Origin of the sequence: Cupriavidus sp. UME77 (genome assembly GCF_014170355.1) — a bacterium.
GTDB classification, from domain to species: domain Bacteria; phylum Pseudomonadota; class Gammaproteobacteria; order Burkholderiales; family Burkholderiaceae; genus Cupriavidus; species Cupriavidus basilensis.
The window spans coordinates 1-18,702 of sequence record NZ_LZZU01000088.1 but is presented as its reverse complement, the minus strand read 5'-3'; the positions used below and the strand labels follow the sequence as shown (position 1 = coordinate 18,702).

Annotated in this window: 17 protein-coding genes; 8 read left to right on the top strand and 9 right to left on the bottom strand. The window is 67.1% G+C overall.

The genetic code is table 11. From position 1 onward, the window contains the following. Positions 1–249 precede the first annotated feature (249 nt). From A9975_RS33700 to A9975_RS33690, 3 genes are all read left to right on the top strand, one after another. Positions 250–816, top strand: a complete 567-nt coding sequence (locus tag A9975_RS33700) for a putative colanic acid biosynthesis acetyltransferase (protein WP_183036530.1) — start codon at positions 250–252, stop codon at positions 814–816. Further along, positions 797–1,819, top strand: a complete 1,023-nt coding sequence (locus A9975_RS33695) for a glycosyltransferase family 2 protein (protein WP_255504191.1) — start codon at positions 797–799, stop codon at positions 1,817–1,819. The genes A9975_RS33700 and A9975_RS33695 overlap by 20 nt, the downstream gene beginning before the upstream one ends. A 509-nt stretch (positions 1,820–2,328) precedes the next feature. Further along, complete coding sequence (locus A9975_RS33690; RefSeq protein ID WP_006160260.1) at positions 2,329–2,931, top strand: helix-turn-helix domain-containing protein; 603 nt, start codon at positions 2,329–2,331, stop codon at positions 2,929–2,931. A gap of 186 nt (positions 2,932–3,117) precedes the next feature. Here the strand turns inward: A9975_RS33690 and A9975_RS33685 are convergent, their stop codons facing one another. Next, positions 3,118–4,194 (bottom strand): ornithine cyclodeaminase, encoded by a 1,077-nt coding sequence (locus tag A9975_RS33685; protein WP_183036529.1) that lies wholly within the window; start codon positions 4,192–4,194, stop codon positions 3,118–3,120. A gap of 49 nt (positions 4,195–4,243) precedes the next feature. After that, entirely contained in the window at positions 4,244–5,143 is a 900-nt protein-coding gene (locus tag A9975_RS33680) for an arginine deiminase-related protein (protein ID WP_183036528.1), read from the bottom strand. Between the two features lie 204 nt (positions 5,144–5,347). Here A9975_RS33680 and A9975_RS33675 point away from each other — a divergent pair, with 204 nt between their 5' ends. After that, on the top strand, positions 5,348–5,770 hold the full coding sequence (locus tag A9975_RS33675) for an Lrp/AsnC family transcriptional regulator (protein ID WP_183036527.1): 423 nt from the start codon (positions 5,348–5,350) through the stop codon (positions 5,768–5,770). Between the two features lie 15 nt (positions 5,771–5,785). Here the strand turns inward: A9975_RS33675 and A9975_RS33670 are convergent, their stop codons facing one another. After that, a complete protein-coding gene (locus A9975_RS33670; protein WP_183036526.1) occupies positions 5,786–7,525 on the bottom strand; it encodes a chloride channel protein in 1,740 nt (579 codons plus the stop codon). A gap of 182 nt (positions 7,526–7,707) precedes the next feature. On the opposite strand from A9975_RS33670, the gene A9975_RS33665 reads away from it, so the two are divergent. After that, entirely contained in the window at positions 7,708–8,877 is a 1,170-nt protein-coding gene (locus A9975_RS33665; protein WP_183036525.1) for an HPP family protein, read from the top strand. A 12-nt stretch (positions 8,878–8,889) separates the two neighbouring features. On the opposite strand, the gene A9975_RS33660 is transcribed toward A9975_RS33665, so the two are convergent. From A9975_RS33660 to A9975_RS33635, 6 genes are all read right to left on the bottom strand, one after another. After that, positions 8,890–10,257, bottom strand: coding sequence for a nucleobase:cation symporter-2 family protein (locus tag A9975_RS33660; RefSeq protein WP_183036524.1), 1,368 nt, complete (start codon positions 10,255–10,257; stop codon positions 8,890–8,892). A 127-nt stretch (positions 10,258–10,384) separates the two neighbouring features. Continuing rightward, the gene (locus A9975_RS33655; RefSeq protein WP_183036523.1) at positions 10,385–11,401 is read right to left on the bottom strand and encodes an aromatic ring-hydroxylating dioxygenase subunit alpha; all 1,017 of its coding nucleotides are present in this window, start codon (positions 11,399–11,401) and stop codon (positions 10,385–10,387) included. A gap of 86 nt (positions 11,402–11,487) precedes the next feature. Further along, entirely contained in the window at positions 11,488–12,711 is a 1,224-nt protein-coding gene (locus A9975_RS33650; RefSeq protein WP_183036522.1) for an NAD(P)/FAD-dependent oxidoreductase, read from the bottom strand. 3 nt (positions 12,712–12,714) lie between these two features. Continuing rightward, positions 12,715–12,891: a rubredoxin gene (locus tag A9975_RS33645; protein ID WP_183036521.1), complete on the bottom strand. Its 177-nt coding sequence runs from the start codon at positions 12,889–12,891 to the stop codon at positions 12,715–12,717. Between the two features lie 60 nt (positions 12,892–12,951). Then, positions 12,952–15,225 (bottom strand): molybdopterin cofactor-binding domain-containing protein, encoded by a 2,274-nt coding sequence (locus A9975_RS33640; protein WP_183036520.1) that lies wholly within the window; start codon positions 15,223–15,225, stop codon positions 12,952–12,954. Then, positions 15,222–15,695 (bottom strand): (2Fe-2S)-binding protein, encoded by a 474-nt coding sequence (locus tag A9975_RS33635; RefSeq protein ID WP_183036519.1) that lies wholly within the window; start codon positions 15,693–15,695, stop codon positions 15,222–15,224. Before A9975_RS33635 ends, A9975_RS33640 begins: the two co-directional genes overlap by 4 nt. Before the next feature lie 159 nt (positions 15,696–15,854). On the opposite strand from A9975_RS33635, the gene A9975_RS33630 reads away from it, so the two are divergent. From A9975_RS33630 to A9975_RS33620, 3 genes are all read left to right on the top strand, one after another. After that, positions 15,855–16,772, top strand: coding sequence for a LysR substrate-binding domain-containing protein (locus tag A9975_RS33630; RefSeq protein ID WP_183036518.1), 918 nt, complete (start codon positions 15,855–15,857; stop codon positions 16,770–16,772). Positions 16,773–16,896: 124 nt separating this feature from the next. Beyond that, complete coding sequence (locus A9975_RS33625; RefSeq protein WP_183036517.1) at positions 16,897–18,021, top strand: AI-2E family transporter; 1,125 nt, start codon at positions 16,897–16,899, stop codon at positions 18,019–18,021. Beyond that, positions 18,018–18,683 (top strand): paraquat-inducible protein A, encoded by a 666-nt coding sequence (locus A9975_RS33620; RefSeq protein WP_183036516.1) that lies wholly within the window; start codon positions 18,018–18,020, stop codon positions 18,681–18,683. Before A9975_RS33625 ends, A9975_RS33620 begins: the two co-directional genes overlap by 4 nt. Positions 18,684–18,702 lie beyond the last annotated feature (19 nt).

Below are 18,702 nucleotides of genomic sequence, written 5' to 3'. Positions count from 1 at the left end.
GTTTCCTTCCCGCTTCGTTTTTCCTTGTGTGAGGTGCCGCACCGAAGCGGCGCGCACGCCGCGCCACTATGGTTTCACCCCTTCCCGCGCGCCTTGCAACTTGCCGTGCCTGGCGCGGCCGGTGCGGGACAAAGCCTGGCTTCGGCCGGGTTCGGCGACCGCGGTGCTGGCCCGCACCGTGGTCGCCTCCATGGCTGCCGGGCCTTGCCGCGTATTGAGAAGCCGCCAACCAGCAGGAGCGGACCGACGATGATCCTTCAAGGAAACGACCCGACTACCGGCGCTTCGTTTTCGCTGGGCAACCGGATTCAGCGCCAGCTCTGGCACTGGGCCTGGTTGTGCCTGTTCCGGCCAAGCCCGCGCCCGCTGCATGCGTGGCGCGCGGCGCTGTTGAGGTTGTTCGGGGCGCAACTGGGCGCGCATGTGCATATCTATCCGGGCGTGAAGATCTGGGCGCCGTGGAACCTGCGCGTGGGCAGCCATGTCGGCGTGGCCGATGGCGTCACGCTGTACAACATGGCGCCAATCGACATCGGCGATTTCTGCGTGGTCTCGCAGGGCGCGCACCTGTGCACCGGCACACACGACTACAACAGCGCCAACTTCCAGCTGGTAGCCCATCCCATCGTGCTTGCGGCGCACGTGTGGATCTGCGCCGAAGCCTTTGTCTCGCCCGGTGTGACGCTGGCCGAGGGCGCGGTGATCGCGCCGCGCGCGGTGGTGAGCAAAAGCCTGCGCACGCCATGGACCGTCTACGCGGGCATCCCGGCCCGCGCCATCAGCACGAGAGTCAGACATGCCAAGTCTCCAGCCTAGCCAGCCCATGCAAGCGCCGGGCATCTCCGTGCTGATCCTGACCCGCAACGAGGAGCAGGACCTGCCGGGCTGCCTGCAAAGCGTGGCCTGGTCGGACGACATTCACGTGTACGACTCGATGAGCACCGACGCCACGGTGGCGATCGCGCAGCGCTTTGGCGCGCATGTCACGCAGCGCGTCTTCGACAACTGGGCCAGCCACCAGAACTGGGGCCTGCAGCACATCGGCTTCCGCCATCCCTGGGTGTTCTACATCGACGCCGACGAGCGCATGACGCCCGAGCTCGTGGCGCAAGCCCGGGCCGCAGTGCGCGCGGCGCGCGACGAGGTCGCGTTCCGGGTGCAACGGCGCGACTTTTTCCTCGGCACCTGGTTGCGCCATGTACAGACATCTCCCTTCTACCTGCGTTTGTTCCGGCCGGAGCGGATGCGCTACGAGCGCCTGGTAAACCCGGTGTCGATTCCCGATGGCCCGGCCGGCGAACTGACGGGCTACCTCGATCACTACCCGTTCAGCAAAGGCGTGACCCACTGGATCACCCGCCACAACAATTACAGCGGGCTGGAAGCGATGCAGATCATCGAGAACCGGCGCAGCGAGGCCGCGTTCAGCCTGGCCGAAGCCCTGTTCGCGACGGATTTCCACCGGCGCCGCGCACACCAGAAGGAACTGTTCTTCCGCCTGCCGTTGCGCCCCCTGGTCAAGTTCGCGATCCTGTACCTGGGCAAGCGCGGCTTTCTCGATGGACGAGCCGGGCTCACCTACGCCATGCTGCAGTCGATCTACGAGTACTTCATCGTGCTCAAGACACGCGAACTGGAAAGGTCCATGGCGCTGCCCGCGCCAGATCCCGAGTCCGTGTGCCCGGAAAGCGCGCCGGCGCCCGTGCACCAATCCCTTCCGATGCCGGGTATGGCTGCAGACGGGGAAGGTGAATTCGGCAACCTGCCAGTCGCATCGACCCGGCAAACGGTGGCAGTGGCTGGCGGGCGAAATCCCTGACGCTGGCGAAATTGCTGCCCACGCCATATTTGCCATTCCTGCGCCGCGCGGCCATGTGCGCGATACGTTTCGACGCTCGGCGCGCCCGGCAGAAGCGCTTCAGATGTATGCAATGTTTGCGATAAATTCCCGCTCGCCCGTGTCTGCCAAAACGCGGCAATATGCGTTTAAACCCAGAAGTGGGAGCGTTCAGTGCGATTTCGAAATATTTGGCATGCCGTCTGGTCGCTTATGTTCGATACCGCATATGATTCGAGGCTGGCATTCTTCCGTTGGGAGAATCAGGCACCAGTGACATAGATCATGCCGTTGCAAGACCATGGGAGCACCTTCGCTCCCGCCGCCCCGGACGCGAGGGCAGGTTACGCAAGAGGCCTAATGGTGCCAGCATGCAACCGTCTTCATGGCTAGCGTTGCCTTGCATTGCCAAGCCCAAACCAGCGCGGAAGGCTCGCGCTGTCACTGCTGTTTCTCTCGCAGTGCGGTGTATTTAGTTAACGGGTGAACGGATGAAACTGGATTCAGAACTGGCTGAAAAGCCTTACTACAGCACGCGTACCGCCGCGAAACTGCTCAACGTGTCATTGGGGACAGTGCAGAAAATGGTGGAACGTGGCGAACTCGGGGCCTGGAAGACCAACGGAGGCCACCGGCGCATACATAAGGAGACCGTGCATCGCCTGCTGGCCACGCGCGTGGGGCAGGAACTTCCGTCAGTGCATGAACTCGACCTGGTGGTGTTTCACCCGAACCACCAGGAAGCCCAACGCATCCACGCACAATTGGGCAAATGGGGCTTGCCCCTGAAAAGCGTGGTGGTGGAGGACGTGGTGGATACCATCATTACTTCGGTCAGCTCGCATCCGCGAGTGGTGCTGTACTACGTGGAAGAACTCACTGACGCCGAGTCGGCCACCATCGAGAAGCTGCAGAACTTCTTTGCGCGCCAGAACGTCATCTTCGCCGTGATCACCAACCGCCAGGCCTATGACGGCGTGGCCGATGCGCTACAGCAATGGGGCATCATGGTGTTCCTCAAAACGCCCTCGCTGGAAGAAGTCAAAGGCTTCCTGCGCGCGCAACTGATGATGACACGGGGCGCAGCCGGCTGATCGGCCGGCATATCGCCAAGACCCTGTCCAGGACGTTTCACCGGCAGCTATCTGCCCGGCCGTCACCCGGCCGCCCGGCTTGCCTTGCCCGTTACCCGTGGGCGTGGCACTCGCTATAGACCACACACCGCAACGCCGCAGTCTCGTGACCCGCACGACTGCGGCGTTGTCGCATGAGCCGCCGCCTCAGGCCAGCGCCGCCAGCGGCTCGCGCACGGGCTGCGGCACCCCGGCGTCCATCATCCAGCCGTAGAGATTGCGGGGATCCGGCGGCGTCGCCACCAGCTCCACGTGGCTGCCGCGATGCTGCGCGTGGGCCGCGGCATGGAGCCAGCGCAGCGCGGAGTAATCCTCCAGCGCAAATCCCACCGAGTCGAACACCGTCACCTGCCCTGTTTCGGTGCGTCCGGCCACCCGGCCGGACAAGATCTCCCACAACTCCGTCACCGGCGTATCCGGCGGCAATTGCTGGATCTCGCCTTCGATGCGGGTCTGCGGCGCGTACTCGACCACAATGCGCGCCTGGCGCAGGATCTGCGGATGCAGTTCGGTCTTGCCCGGGCAATCGCCGCCTACCGCATTGATATGCACGCCGGGCGCGACCAGGTCAGGCGTAAGGATGGTGGCCCGCGTCTTGTCGGCGGTGACGGTGCTGATGATGTCGGCGCCCTGCACGGCTGCGCGCACGGAGTCCACCGCCACCACCTTCAGCCCCGGCACGCCTTGCAGGTTGCGCGCGAGCCGCGCCGTGGCGGCGGGATCGATGTCGTAGGCGCGGATCTCCCGGATGCCCACCATGGCATGGAAGGCCAGTGCCTGGAACTCCGCCTGCGCGCCGTTGCCGATCAGTGCCAGCGTGGCGGCGCCGGGGCGCGCCATTACCTGCGCGGCGAGTGCCGACGTGGCGGCGGTGCGCAGCGCGGTGGCCAGCGTGAGGTCGCACAGCAGCAGCGGGAAGCCGCTCGCCACTTCCGCCAGCACGCCAAACGCCATCACCGTCGGCATGGCGTTCTGCGCGTTGCGCGGATGGCCGTTGACGTACTTGAACGCGTATTGCACGGCGTCGCTCACCGGCATCAGCTCGATCACCCCGTCGACGGAATGCGTCGCCAGCCGCGCGGATTTATCGAATGCTTCCCAGCGCACAAAATCCTGGCGAATGTGATGCGCCATCTGCGCGATGGCGTTGGCGACGCCCGTGGCGCGCACCAGCGCCGCCACATCGGCGGCGTCCAGAAAGCGGGTCATGGCGATCTCCTTCATGGTGTTCTCCCTTGCTGGCTCGGTCTTGGTTTTTGCTCGTCCTTGGCGCTCATGCCGCCACCGCGGCGCCATCGGCCACGGCGCTCGCCCGGGCCGGCCCACTGGTGCGGTCCAGGCGCAGCGTCATGCAGTAGGCGCCGCCGCCGGACAGCATGTACGGCGACAGGTCCACCTCGCGCAACTGGTAGCCGCGCTGGCCCAGTTCGGCGCGCAGGTGCGGCGTGGTGCGCGTCATCACCACCTGGTCATGCAGGTTGACCGCATTGACGCTGAAGTGGCGCAGGTCGTCCTCGCTCGCTTCGATGCGCAGGCTGGCCGGCACGCGCTCGCGCAAGATGCGCAGGGCGTCCTGCGTAAAGGCGGGCGGGTAGTAGAGAATCTCGCCGCCGGACAGCGGACAGAAGCACACGTCGAGGTGATAGCTCTGCGCCGTGGCAAGCTCCAGCGCGACAACCTCGCGGCCGAAATGGCTCGCCATGGCATCGGCCGCGGCACGCGAGGAGCGCGGGCCGAAGCCGGCCCAGAAATGGCCGCGCACGGCATCCCAGATGCAGTCGCCAGCGCCTTCCTGGTAGCAGCCTTCGGGCAGCAGGCTGACGGAGTCGATCAAGCCGCGTTCGCGCAGGCCCTCGAAGATCCGCGCAAAGGGCGCTTCCTCGCCGGCCCGCTGGGGATAGCGAAAGCGCGCCAGCACGGCGTGGCCGTCCAGCACCACGGCGGCATTGGCGGGAAACACCATGTCGGGCAGGCCGGGCGCGCCGGGCGCGGTTTCCACCGTGAAGCCGGCCGCCTGCAGGGCCGCATGCAGGGATTCGAACGATGCCACCGCTTTGCGATGCATGCCGCGCGGGTCGCTGGCCCAGAGGCCAGGGTCCATCCACGGGTTGATGCTGTACGACACATCGTAATGGGTGGGCTCGACAAGCAAGATGGTGGGCTGATGGATCACGCTGGCTCCTTTGGGTGATGGGTGACGGGGGTCAGTCAATGCCTTGGAATGCCTGCATTCTGGTGCACGGCCGCGCTAACTAAAAGCCAGCAAGTTGCGCAATTTGCCTGCACCGTATGGCAAAACGCCAGCTAGAATTGGCGAATCGCCAGCCGCGACAGTCGTGCAGGCAAAAGCACCCATCGCCCCCCACAGGAACCCACCATGGACGACACCGACCGCCAGTTGCTGGCCCTGCTGCGCGACAACGCACGCATGCCGGCCACCGCCCTGGCCAAGGCGCTGCGCGTCTCGCGCGCCACCGTGCAGAACCGCATCGACAAGCTGGAAAAGGAAGGACTGATCGTGGGCTACACGGTGCGGCTCAAGCCCGAAGCCGAGGCGCACCGCATCCGTGCCTGGATGACCATCGCGGTGGATGGCAACAAGGCGCGAGCGGTGCTGCAGGCACTGCGCGGCGAGCCCAATGTGCAGGCCATGCACACCACCAACGGGCGCTGGGACATCATCGCCGAGCTGCGGGCGGATTCGCTGGAAGCCTTCGACCGCACGCTGGACCGCATCCGGCTGATCGACGGCATTGCCGCCACGGAGACCAGCATCCTGCTATCCAGCTACAAGCTTTAGGCGACGCTAGCGCGCTTACGCCGCGGCAGTGCCGCGCAGCCGTTCCCGCCGGGTTTCCTCGTGCAGCACCTGGCCGCTGGGGCGCAGTAGGTCGCGCAGCGAGACCACGCCCACCAGCCGCATGGAATCCAGGTCGGCCACCACCGGCAGCCGGCTGACACCGAGCTCCGCCATGCGGCCCGCGGCGAGGCGCGCGGTCTGCGCCGGCAGCAGCATCTGGTGCGGCTGCAGCGGCGCCATCAGCGCGCGGCCGGCCTCCATCGATGCCTCCCGCCCGCGCAGCGCGTTGCGCTCCAGCATGCCGACCACGCGCGCTGCGCACACGACCGGATAGGCGCGATGCGGTGCGTGCTCGCCAAAGTGGCTGGCCCACAAGACATGGACCGGCTGCTCGCCATCCACGCTCACCACGGCCGTCGTCATCAAATCCGCCACGTGCTGGCGCTCGAGCGGATCCACGCCATACTCGCGATAGATATGCAGGCCACGGCGTGCGATCTTCTCGGTCATGATCGAGCGCTTCATGGTCAGCACCGTGAAGCCATGCGCCACTGCCACGGTCAGCAGCAGCGGCAGCAGAGCATTGCTGTCATGCGTCAGGCCAAAAGCAAAGACGACGGCGGTCAGCGGCGCGCCAAGCACGCTGCCCAGCACGCCCGCCATGCACACCAGCGCCCACAACTGCGGCGAGGCGCCGGGCAGCCACGGCGCCAGCGCCACGCCAAGGCCCGCGCCCAGCATCAGCAGCGGGGCCAGCACGCCACCCGACGTGCCGGACCCCAGCGCTGCCACCCAGATGATCGCCTTGACCGTCAGCAGCGCCAGCACCACGCCGATCGCCATGCGGTTGTGCAACAGGTCCGCGATCACGTCATAGCCCACGCCCAGCGCGCGCGGCTCGAAGTACCCGCCAATGCCGACCAGCAGCCCGCCGATTGCCGGCCACCACATCCAGTGCACCTTGAGCTTGGAGAACTGGTCCTCGGTGCGATAGAGCGCCAGCGTCAGCGCGGCGCCCAGCACGCCGCAAAGCAGCCCGGCAACCACGCACGAGCCCAGCGCCATGGTGCTTGCCGGCGCGGTGTGCAGCGCAAACAAGGGGCCAGGCTCGAACACCATCGTGCGCAGGAAGCCGGCAACGGCGCAAGCCAGCGCCACCGGCAGCAGGCTGCGCGGACGCAACTCGAACAGCAACAGCTCCACGGCCAGCAGCACTGCCGCCACCGGCGTGCCGAAGATCGCCGTCATGCCGGCGCAGGCGCCCGCCACCAGCAGCGTCTTGCGCTCGGCCGCGGTGAGATGCAGGTACTGCGCGAGCAGCGAGGCGATCGAGCCGCCGGTCATGATGATCGGCCCCTCCGCGCCAAACGGCCCGCCGCTGCCGATCACGATGCCGGAGGACAGCGGCTTGAGCACGGCCACCCGGGGCGACATCTTGCTCTTGCCGAACAGCACGGCCTCGATGGCTTCCGGGATGCCGTGGCCACGGATCTTGTCGCTGCCGTAACGCGCCATCAGGCCCACCAGCAGGCCGCCGACCGCCGGCACCACGATGACCCATGCCCCCAGCGCATGCTGCGCCGGCGAGCGATCCGCCAGCGACAGGGACTGATAGAAGAAGAGATTGGTGAAGAACCGGATCAGGTTCAGCAGCAGCACGGCAGCCGCCGTGCTGATGGCCCCGATGAGGGGCGCCAGCGCTGCCAGCAGGAGCAGCCGGCGGTCGACGGCGTAGTCGCGTTTTTCGAAGTGCATGGCCAGGATCGGAAAAGTAGACGGAGGACGGGATGCGGATCGCGGGCTGATCCCGCTTCGCGAAAAACGAAATGTATCACGTCATGATATATTTGCGCGCTGGATTTCCGGAGCACGATGCCAAGGCGATCCAGGTGCGCTATTGCGCGCATTCGCCCGCACAACCCAAAGAAAGAAGACCCATGCCGCCATCCCAGGCCCCCTCCTTAGCCGACTTCCCGCCAGGCCGGGCACGTGCGTGGCTGCGCGCGTTTGCCCCCACCCCCATCGCCGCCGGGCGCCGCGAACGCCTCAAGAGCTGCCTGGGCGCGCTGGTCGGCCTGCTGCTCACCGAATGGATCAGCCGTCACCTGCTGGGTGGCTTCAACCCCTGGTTCATCGCCCCGATGGGCGCCTCCGCAGTGTTGCTGTTCGCCGTGCCGGCGAGCCCGCTGGCGCAGCCCTGGTCAATCATCGGCGGCAACCTGGTGGCCGCGCTGATCGGCGTGGCCTGCGCGCGCTGGATCCCCGAGCCCGGGCTGGCCGCCTCGGTGGCGGTGGCGCTGGCCATCGTCGCCATGTTCCAGTTGCGCTGCGTGCACCCGCCCAGCGGCGCAGTGGCGATCACCGCCGTGTTCGGCGGCCACGCCGTGACCCAGCTTGGCTTTGGCTTCGTGGTGATGCCGGTCGCGGTCAACTCGATGTTGCTGCTGCTGGTGGCGCTGGTGTTCAACAACCTGATGCGCCGGCGCTATCCGCACCGCCCCGCCGAACACGCCAACCCGCACCGCACCGCCGATCCGCTGCCGAGCGAGCGCGTGGGATTCAACCGCAGCGATCTGGACGAAGTGCTCAAGGCGCGCGGCGAGTTCCTGGACATCGAGCAAGACGATCTGGAAGACATCCTGGTGGCCGCGCAGCTACGGGCGTATCGCCGGCACTTTGGCGATGTGCGGTGCGTGGACATCATGTCGCGGGACGTGGTGACGGTGCAGCCCGGGCAGAGTGGCCTGGAGGCGCGCGCCCTGTTGTTCAAGCATGGGATCCAGGCGCTGCCGGTGGTGGATGCGCAGCGGCGGCTGCTTGGCATGCTTGGCCTGGCGGATCTTCTTGCCGTGCGCAGCGGCGCCGACGGGCAGGTCCGTGCGGGAACTGCCAAGGACCTGATGCACACCGGCATGGCTACGGCCCGGGCGGAGCAACCCATGGTGGAGCTGGCGCGGGCATTTTCCAATGGCGGCCTGCATCAGGTGCCGGTGGTGGATGCCCAGCGGCGGCTGCTGGGCATCGTGACGCAATCGGACCTGATCGCCGCGCTGCTCGAACAAGGCCCCCCGGCAAAACCGGAACCCGGTGCGCAGCCCGCAGGCTGACGCGCACCGGCGCTAACGGCTCGCCTGCAACCCGCCCGCCGCCGGCATGGCGTGCGCATCGGCACGCGCCATGCCATTGAACAACAGGTTCAATGCCACCGACATCACGCAAGCCAGCAGGATGCTGCTGTGCATGATGGGCTGCAGCCAGCCTGGCAGTTGATTGAACAGCGAGCCCGAGAACGTGGGCAGCAACGAGATGGCCAGGGTGGCGGCAACGATATACACGTTGTGCCGCGTGCCCTCGAAATCCACCCGCGCCAGCGTGCGCACGCCCGCCGAGGTCACCACCCCGAACATGAACAGCCCTGCCCCGCCCAGCGCCGGCAGCGGGATGGAAGCGACGATCGTGGCCAGCTTGGGGAACAAGCCCAGCGCGCACAGGATCACGCCCGCCGCCACCACGACCCAGCGGCTCTTGACGCCCGTCACCACCAGCAGGCCGATGTTCTGGCTGTAGATGGTGTAGGGAAAGCCATTGAGCGCCCCGCCGATCACGCTGGCCAGCCCGTTGGCCCGCAGGCCATCCGTCATCTCGCCCGCGCTCAGCGGCTTGTTCACGACATCGCCGATCGCCAGGAACAAGCCCATCGACTCGATCATGATGATGATCATCACCACCACGATCGTCAGCGTGGCCACCACGTCGAACACCGGCCAGCCGAAATAGAAGGGATGGATCACGTCGACCATCGGCGCCTCGGCCACGCCATGGAAGTCCACCATGCCGAAAGGGATCGCCACCAGCATGCCGGCCGCCAGGGCCAGCAGCACGGAGACGTTGGACCAGAATCCCTTGAGCCACTTGTTGATGACCAGGATCAGCGCGAACACGAAGCCCGCCAGCGCCAGGTGATGCGGCGCGCCGAAATCCGGCGCGCCGCGCCCACCGCCCACCCAGTTCACGCCGACCGGGAACAGCGACAGCCCCACCACCATCACGATGGACCCGCCAACGATGGGCGGAAAGAAGCGCAGCAGCTTGCCGAATACCGGCGCCAGCAGCATGGTGATGACGCCGCCCGCCATCACCGCACCGATGACGGCCGGCAAGCCAAGCGCAGGATTGGTGGCGATGACAAGGATCGGCGGGATGGCGCTGAAGGCCACGCCCTGCATCACCGGCATGCGCACGCCGAAGCGCCAGAAGCCCGCGGCCTGCAGGATGGTGGCGATGCCACAGGTGAAGAGGTCGGCATTGATCAGGACCGCCACCGCCTCCTTCGGCAGCTTGAGCGCGCTGGCGATGATCATCGGCACCGCAATGGCGCCGACATACATCACCAGCACGTGCTGGAAGCCCAGCATCACCAGCGGCCCGGGGGCTGGCACCTGGTCAACTGCGGCCGGCCTGTCGCCGGTCAGGTCTTGGGTGTTCATGGGGGTTGTCTCCTCTTGTGCCGTTACGTGCGATGACGCGACATCTCTGGGAATACGGGCGCGCAAAAAAAAAGGCCCCGGAACCTGACTAGCGCCCAGCAGGCGCCGGGGCAAGATCACGCAAGCATTACAGGTGCACCTCCCTCTCGCCATGCGCCTGCAGCAGCGCCATCAGCTTCTTGCGCATCACCAGCCCGGGCTTGTCGGACGGCATGTGGAACTCCATGCGCCGCGTGGTATCGATGGGCGCGTCGTAATCCGTGGCTTCCAGTATCTCCTTGTCCTCGCGCGTGACCGCATGGTCGAACTTGACCAGTTCCTCGGCCGGCGCCTGCTGCTCCGTGTCGTTGCGGTATAGCCACTGGACCATCATCGTGCTCTTGTCGTCGATGGGCGTGGCGCAGTTGACGATGGTGTGCACCAGGCCATTCGGATAGGTGCAGCCGAAGCGGCGCGAAAACGGCATGTACCAGTTGTCGTGCAGGTGGCGGATGGTCTCCGGCTCCTTGCTGCCGGTGAGCAGCCAGCTATCGGGCGGGTTCATGATCGGCACCGAGCGGCGCGATTCGAACCCCCACTCGTTCTCGATGATCTCGATGTCTGCCGGCTTCGGGCTGGCGAACTTGCCGAAGGTGTTCTTGTGCACGAAGCTGAAATGCGCGTTGTCGAACGAGTTCTCCATGAAGCGCAGGCCGCTGCATGCCCAGCGCTCGTAGAACTGCGGGATGCGGCGCAGCGAAGGATCGTTGCCTTCCGGGATGTCCGGGATATCGGTCAGTGGGTCTTCCAGCGCCACCCACACGTAGCCGTAGCGCAGCTTGCAGTGGTAGTTCGGCACGCGTGCGTTAGCGGGGATCATGTTCTGCGGCATCTGCGGAATGCGCACGCACTTGCCGCTGCAGTCGTAGGACCAGCCGTGATAGCCGCAGCACAGCAGGCCGTCCGCATCCACATAGCCCTTGGAGAGCTTGGCGGTGCGGTGGCAGCAGCGGTCGCGCACGGCCGCGGGCGTGCCATCGGCGCCGCGCCAGATCACGATGTCCTCGCCCAGCAGCGTGAACGGCTGCGGGCCAAGGTCGAGCCTGGATTCGGGAATGACCGCGTACCAGAAGCGCCGCAAGACCGGTTGTTGAGTGACAAGCATTGGGAAGTCTCCTCTCGTATTGTCGAGTGTGGGGTTTTGTGCAGGCGTGCAGTGCGTGCAGGAGTACGGCGCGTTGTGTTCTTGTTTCAGGCCGGTGCGGCTTGCACCGGCAGCCAGTCGCTGATCTGCCTGGCAAGCGCGCCCTTCTCCGCCACGGCCTTGCCCAGCAGCGCGAATCCGGTCAGGGCGCCTTGCGTATCGCGGAACAACGCGCGCAGGCCCGCGCCGGCTTCCCCGGCCGCCGCCTGCGACTCGATCTCCCAGTTGCCCGCGCCGGCCAGCGCGGGCGATACCACGGCCGGCAGCACAGGCGTTTTCACCACCACCGGCATGGCGGCGTAGCTCAGCGGCGTCGGCGTGCCGGCCAACGTGCGGGCCAGTGCGCGCGCAGCCTGCATCAGCGGCATCACGTATGGCAGCACCAGGCCATCGACCTCGGCGCAGTCGCCCAGCGCGTAGACCGACGGCGCGCTGGTGCGCAGCAGGCGGTCCACCACGATGCCGCGCGCAGTGGCAATGCCGCCGTCCTGCGCCAGCGCCACGCGCGGCAGCAGCCCGGTGGCGGAGAGCACCACGTCGGCAGCGATCTCCACGCCGCTGGCCAGTTGCACCGCGAGCGCGCCATCGCGGCGATGCACCGCAACCGGCATCTCGCCAAGGTGCAGCCGCACGCCGAGGCCGCGCAGCGCGCCGGCCATCAGCTCGCCCGCCTCGCCCGGCAACAGCCGGCCGAGTGGCCATGCGGCGGGATCAACCAGCTCGACGTCGAAACCACCCGCGTGCAGGTCGTTGGCGAACTCGCAGCCGATCAGGCCCGCGCCGAGGATGGCCACGCGCCTCTTGCCTTGCAGCGAGGCGTGAAAGCGCGTGTAGTCGGCAAGATCGTTGACGGTCTGCACCGCATCGGCGCCATCGCCTTGCAAGCCTGGCGCACGCGCCTGCGCGCCCAGCGCCAGCACCAGTTGTCCGTAGCGCAGCGGTTGCCCGTCGACCAGCACGGTGCCGGCGGCCGTATCGATGGCCGATGCATCGGCATGCGTCATCACGCGTGCGTTGAGCTGCGCGGCCATCTGCTGCGCGCTGGCGATGGCCAGCGTGGCGGGTGACTTGTTGCCGGCCAGCGCATTGGACAGCATCGGCTTGGAGTACGACTCGCCGGCGTCGCGCGTGACGATGACCAGCGGCGTCGCGCTGTCGAGCTTGCGGAACTCGCGCGCCAGCGTGTAGCCCGCCAGGCCGGTACCGAGGATGACCAGCGGCAGCGCTTGCTGCGCTTGCTGCGATTTCGCGGTGATGGCGTCGTTCGTCATGGCTCAGGCCAGCACTTCCATCTCGAACTCGGCCTTGCTCACGCCGCAGTCCGGGCAAAGCCATTCGTCCGGGATATCCTCCCAGCGCGTGCCGGCGGGAAAGCCGTGCTCAGGCATGCCGAGCGCTTCGTCGTATTCAAAGCCGCATACCATGCATTTCCATTTTGTCGCTGTCGTCATTGCGAGTCCTTTCGTCGGGTTCGGGTTGTTACGGGCTTGCGTGCCGGCCGGATGGCTGGCCTACGCCAGCGCAAATGGCGTGGCGCGCAAGCGCTTGCCGGTGGCCGCAAAGATGGCGTTGCCGATCGCCGGCACCACCGGCGGGTTGGACAGTTCGCCGACGCCACCGGGCTGCCTGCCGGAGGGCGGCATCACCACGATCTCCAGCGCCGGGGCGTCGCTCATGCGCACTACCGGGTAGTCGTGGAAGTTGCTTTGCTTCACGCCGCCGTTCTCGATATGCACCGCGTTCATCAGCGCGGTGGACACGCCCCAATAGACGCCGCCAGCCAGTTGCTGGCGCACCGAGCTGGGATCGACGGCAAGCCCGCAGTCCACCACGCAGGTGATCTTGTGCACGGTGATGGCGCCGTTCCCGACGCTGACATCGGCCACGATGGCGATATAGCTCTTGTAGCCTTCGTAGGTGGCCACGCCCAGGCCTCGGCCATTGCCGCCCTTGCCCGGCTTCGCGCCGGCTTTCCAGCCCGCCAGCGCGGCGGCGCGGTCGAGCACCGCCACATGCTCGGGCTTGCCTTGCAGCAGCTTTCTGCGCAACGCCACCGGGTCCTGCGCGCTGGCATGCGCGGCTTCGTCGATCAGGCTTTCGATGGCGAAGATATTCGGCACGTAGCTCACCGCGCGCCACCACCACACCGGGAAGCCCGGCTCGTGGCGCACCCAGGCGAGGTCGAGCGCGGGCACCTGGTAGTAGAAATCGTCGCGCATGCCCTCGGTGCAGCTCGGGTCGACCGGCACCTTGGCCAGGAAGCCGGGATCGTCGGGCTCCTTGATCGACGGCACCACGGCGCGCAGGCTGAAGGCCTGCACATTGCCGGCCGCGTCCAGCGCGGCGCGTGCCTTGTGCACGCTGGCGCTCTGGTAATAGAACGCGTGCATGTCGTCCTCACGGCTGTAGAGCAGCTTGACGGGGCGGCCCATGCGCTTGGCGATGTAGGTCGCTTCCAGGATGATGTGCAGCCCTTCGCGGGCGCCGAAGCTGCCACCGGCTTCGGTCAGATGGATCTTCACCTTGTCGCGCGGGATGCCGGCAATGGTCTCGGCCGCCTGCGCGCAGCGCGAGGGCACCTGCACGCCACCCCAGTACTCCACCGCGTCCGGCCGCACCCACGCCACGATGCTGAGCGGCTCCATCTGCGCATGCGCCTTGTAGGGCATGGTGTAGACCGCTTCCACCACCTTGGCGGCGCCCTGGAAGGCGGCGTCGGCATCGCCCTTGACCTTGGACTTCTTGCCTGGCTCGTCCACGCGCGCGGCCATGGCGCGGATAGCAGCCTCGGCGCTGAAGTCCTGCATGGCGCTGTCGCCCCACACTACCTTGAGCACCTGGCGCGCGCGCTGCGCGGCCCAGAAGTGATCGGCCACGATGGCCACGCCGGGCTGGCTGGCGCCGTTGATGGGGCGCGCGGCCAGCGCGTCGGGGCGGAAATGCGCGATCGTTTCCGGGATTTCGGTGGCGAACACATCGCGTACGCCGGCCAACGCCTTGACCTCGGCGGCGTTGAACGACACCACCCGCGCGTTGACCACCGGCGCGTGCACCACAATCGCGCTCAGCATGTCCGGCAGCTTGATGTCGATGGCGTAGCGCGCGCGGCCGGTGAGCTTGTCGGCCACGCGGTAGCTGCTGCGCTCCTTGCCGATCAGCACGAACTCGTGTGGCCGCTTGAGCGTGACCTCGGCCGGCACCGGCAAGCGTGCCGCGCCTTCGGCCAGCTCGCCGTAGGTGAGGCGCTGTCCGCTGGGCACGTGGATCACGGCGCCAGCGGCTGTCTTGCAAGCCGCCGGCTCGACCGCCCAGCGCCGCGCCGCTTGCGCCACCAGCATGGCGCGCGCGGTGGCACCCGCGCGGCGCAGCGTGTTCCACTCCAGCGGCACGCTGGTGCTGCCGCCGGTGGCGTGCATGCCCCACAGCGGATGCAGGTAGGCCTTGGCAAGCGGATCGTCGGGCTGGATCACCTGCACGGTGGCCCAGTCGGCATCAAGCTCTTCGGCCAGCATCAGGCCCAGCGCATTCTTCACGCCGGTGCCGCTGTCGTATTTGTGGACCACCAGCAGCACGCGGTTGTCGGGGGTGACGCGCACCCAGGCATTGGGGGCGAAGTTGCCGGCCGCGCTGTCGGTGATGGGCGCGGCGGCAGCGTTGCGGATGCACTGGCCGCCGCTGCCGATTTCCAGCAGCAGGCCGCCAGCGAGCGCCGCGCCGGCTTGCAGGAAGCGGCGGCGCCCGCCATTGGCCGGGGTGGCATCGATCAGGTTGAGCTCGCGCGTCATGCTGGCTTGCCTCCACGCAGTTCGGCGGCGGCGCGATGGATCGCGCGGCGGATGCGGTCGTAGGTGCCGCAGCGGCAGATGTTGCCGGCCATGGCGGCATCGATATCGCTATCGGTGGGGTTGCGCTTGCTGGCCAGCAGCGCGGCGGCCGACATCAGCTGGCCGGACTGGCAGTAGCCGCATTGCGGCACGTCTTCCGCTTGCCAGGCTTTCTGCACCGCGTGCAGCGTGTCGGGCTGGCCCAACCCCTCGATGGTGGTGACCCGCTTGCCGGCCACGGTGGAGACCGGCGTCTGGCAGGCCCGCACCGGGGCGCCATCCACATGCACCGTGCAGGCGCCGCACAGGCCCATGCCGCAGCCGTACTTGGTGCCGGTGAGATTGAGTTCGTCGCGCAGCACCCACAGCAAGGGGGTGTCGCCGGGAGCTTGCACGGCGCGCAGGGCGCCGTTGACTTTGATGGGGGTCATGGTTTTTTCTCCTTGCTCCGCCGTTTGTCACTACTTGGCGCTGCTTGGCGCTGCTGATTGCTGTCTTTGGGGGCTGGCGGGCCGTGTTGAAGCAAAGACTAGCTGCGCCAAATCCATATGTGAAATATGATTTGAGAATCCTTTCCATACGACATTCATATGGATATCCGCCAGCTCCGCTATTTCATCGCCGTCGCCGAGGAGGGCAACTTCAGCCGTGCCGCCGAGCGCCTGCATATTTCCCAGCCGCCGCTGAGCCAGCAGATCAAGTCGCTGGAGGCGTCCCTTGGGGTCATCCTGTTCGAGCGCGGCCGCCTGGGCGCGCGCCTGACCCGGGCGGGCGAGGCGCTGCTGACGCGGGCGCGCGGCATCGTGGCCGACCTGGACTCGACCCGGAAAATGGTGCTGCGCGTGGCCGACGGGCTGGAAGGCTACCTGCGCATCGGCATCATCAATTCCGTGATGTACGGCCCCCTGCCCCATACCATGCGGCTGTTCCAGGAGCGCAACCCGGCGGTGGAGTGGACCCTGCACGAGATGCTCCCCGACCAGCAGGGCGAGGCGCTGGCGCGTGGCCAGATCGACGTGGGCTTTGCGTCCAGCGCTACCGGGCGGGAGGAACTGCGGTCGATCCGCGTCTATCCGCAGCCGCTGATGGCCGCGGTGCCGGCAAGCCATCCGCTGGCGGCCAGCGGCCGGATCCGGCTAAAGGCGCTGGCGGCGGAACCATTTGTGCTGCTTAATACCCAAAGCCCAGTGATCCGCAGCTTGCTGGCTGCCTGCGTGCGCAATGGCTTCCACCCGCGCGTACTGCACGAGTCAGTGGATCCGCAGACGGTGCTCAGCCTGGTGGGCGCCGGCGTTGGGGTCAGCGCGCTGCCGCGCTCGCTGTCGGGCGCGCCGCGTGAGGACGTCACCTTCCTCACGCTGGACGAGCCGGGGCTGGCCGCCGACCTTTATGCCACCGTGCGGCGCGACCACGGCCTGCCCGCGCTGGACCGCTTTCTCACGCTGCTGGAAGATGTCACCGAGGTATGGCATCGTGAGACGTTTGGTGAAGGCCTGCGTAGCACATAGCGCGTCCGGCGTCCCGCAATGCAACATTGCAGCCCCCTCGATGCCGCCCGCCTCCGGCGGGCTACGGGTTTTCCTATATATTGTTGCCGTTCACGTCACACCGGCAGTCCAGGAGAAGCACCCGATGAATTCCGGCCAACTGATTGAAAAACTCGCCGCCATCTTTGCGCTGATCGTGCTGATCGGCGGCTCGTTGCTGGTGCTCGCGCCCTTTACCACCGCACTGTTGTGGGGCGCCATCCTCGCCTTCAGCTCGTGGTACCCCTATACGGTGCTGTCGCGCTGGCTGGGCAACCGGCGCAGCCTGGCGGCCCTGATCTGCGTGCTGCTGGCCGCGGTCATCGTGCTCGGCCCCTTTGTCTATGCCGGCGCCAGCGTCTCCGCGCACATCGACGAACTGTCCGGCCTGGTCGACCAGTTCTTCGATCACGGCGCGCCCGCGCTGCCCGGGTGGCTGACCGGCCTGCCTTATGTGGGCGACTACCTGCAAAGCTCCTGGGACAAGGTGATCCATGCCGACTCGGAGATGGTTGCCAACCTGCGCAAGCTGATCGCGCCCGTGGGCCATGTGTTGCTGGGCGCCGGGCTGTCGATCGGCGCCGGGCTGGGCCAGCTGGCGCTGTCGATCGTGCTGGCGTTCTTCTTCTATACCGGCGGCGAGTTCGCGGTGGCGTGGCTGCGCGCGGGCATGCGCCGCATTGCCGGCGAGCGCGCCGACCACCTGCTGGCGCTGGCCGGCAACACCGTCAAGGGCGTGGTCTACGGCGTGCTGGGCACGGCCTTCGTGCAGGCCCTGCTGGCCGGCATCGGCTTCTGGATCGCCGGCGTGCCCGGCGCCGCCATCCTCGGCTTCATCACCTTCTTCCTGTCCGTGATCCCGGTCGGCCCGCCGCTGGTATGGATTCCCGCCGCGCTCTGGCTTTACCACACCGGCTCGCTCGGCTGGGCCATCTTCATGGTGGTGTGGGGCGTGGGCGTGGTCAGCATGGCCGACAACGTCATCAAGCCGCTCCTCATCAGCAAGGGCACCGACATGCCGCTGATCTGGGTGATGCTGGGCGTGTTCGGCGGCGCGCTGGCCTTCGGCTTTCTCGGCGTCTTTATCGGCCCGACGCTGCTGGCGGTGGCCTACGCGCTGCTGCGCGACTGGACCATCGGCTCGCAGCACCTGGCTGACCCGCCGCCCGCGCTGGCGCAAGGCAAGCCCGTCACCACCGCCGAGGACGTGGCGGGTTCCGGCAAGGCATGAGCGAAACCAGCCGTCCCGAACCGCAGCCATTGGCACCACCGCCCACCCAGGCCGAGCTGGCCCGGATGGTGGCCTGCGAGTACTGCGATGCGGTCTACCAGCGCACCGAGCTGGAGCCGGGCGAGCGCGCGCTGTGCCTGCGCTGCGGCGGCCAGCTCTACCGCGATAGCTCACGGGCCTATGCGCGGCTGCTGCCGTTGGTCATTGCCGCGCTGATCCTGTTCCTGGTGTCCAACGCCTATCCCATCGTCGAGATGGATCTCAAGGGCGTGCGCACCGAAACCACGCTATGGGGCGCGGTGCAGGCGCTCTACGCGGACAACATGACGCTGGTGGCCGTGCTGGTGTTCGCCACCACCATCCTGTTTCCCTTGTCCGAAATGCTGATGATGCTTTACCTGCTGGTGCCGATGGCGCGCCACCGGATGCCGCCGGGCTTCGAGCGCATCGTGCGCGGCATCCAGCAAACCCGGCCGTGGGGCATGATCGAAGTCTTCATGATTGGCGTGCTGGTCACGCTGGTCAAGCTCTCGACCATGGCGCAGGTGCTGCCGGGCGTGGCGCTGTGGTCGTTCGCCGCGCTGGTAATCGTGCTGGCCGCGATGCTGTCGTTCGATCCGCGCGAGCTGTGGCAGCACCTGGACGAGGAGCCGCCCCGATGAGCGCCCCAACCCCCAAGCC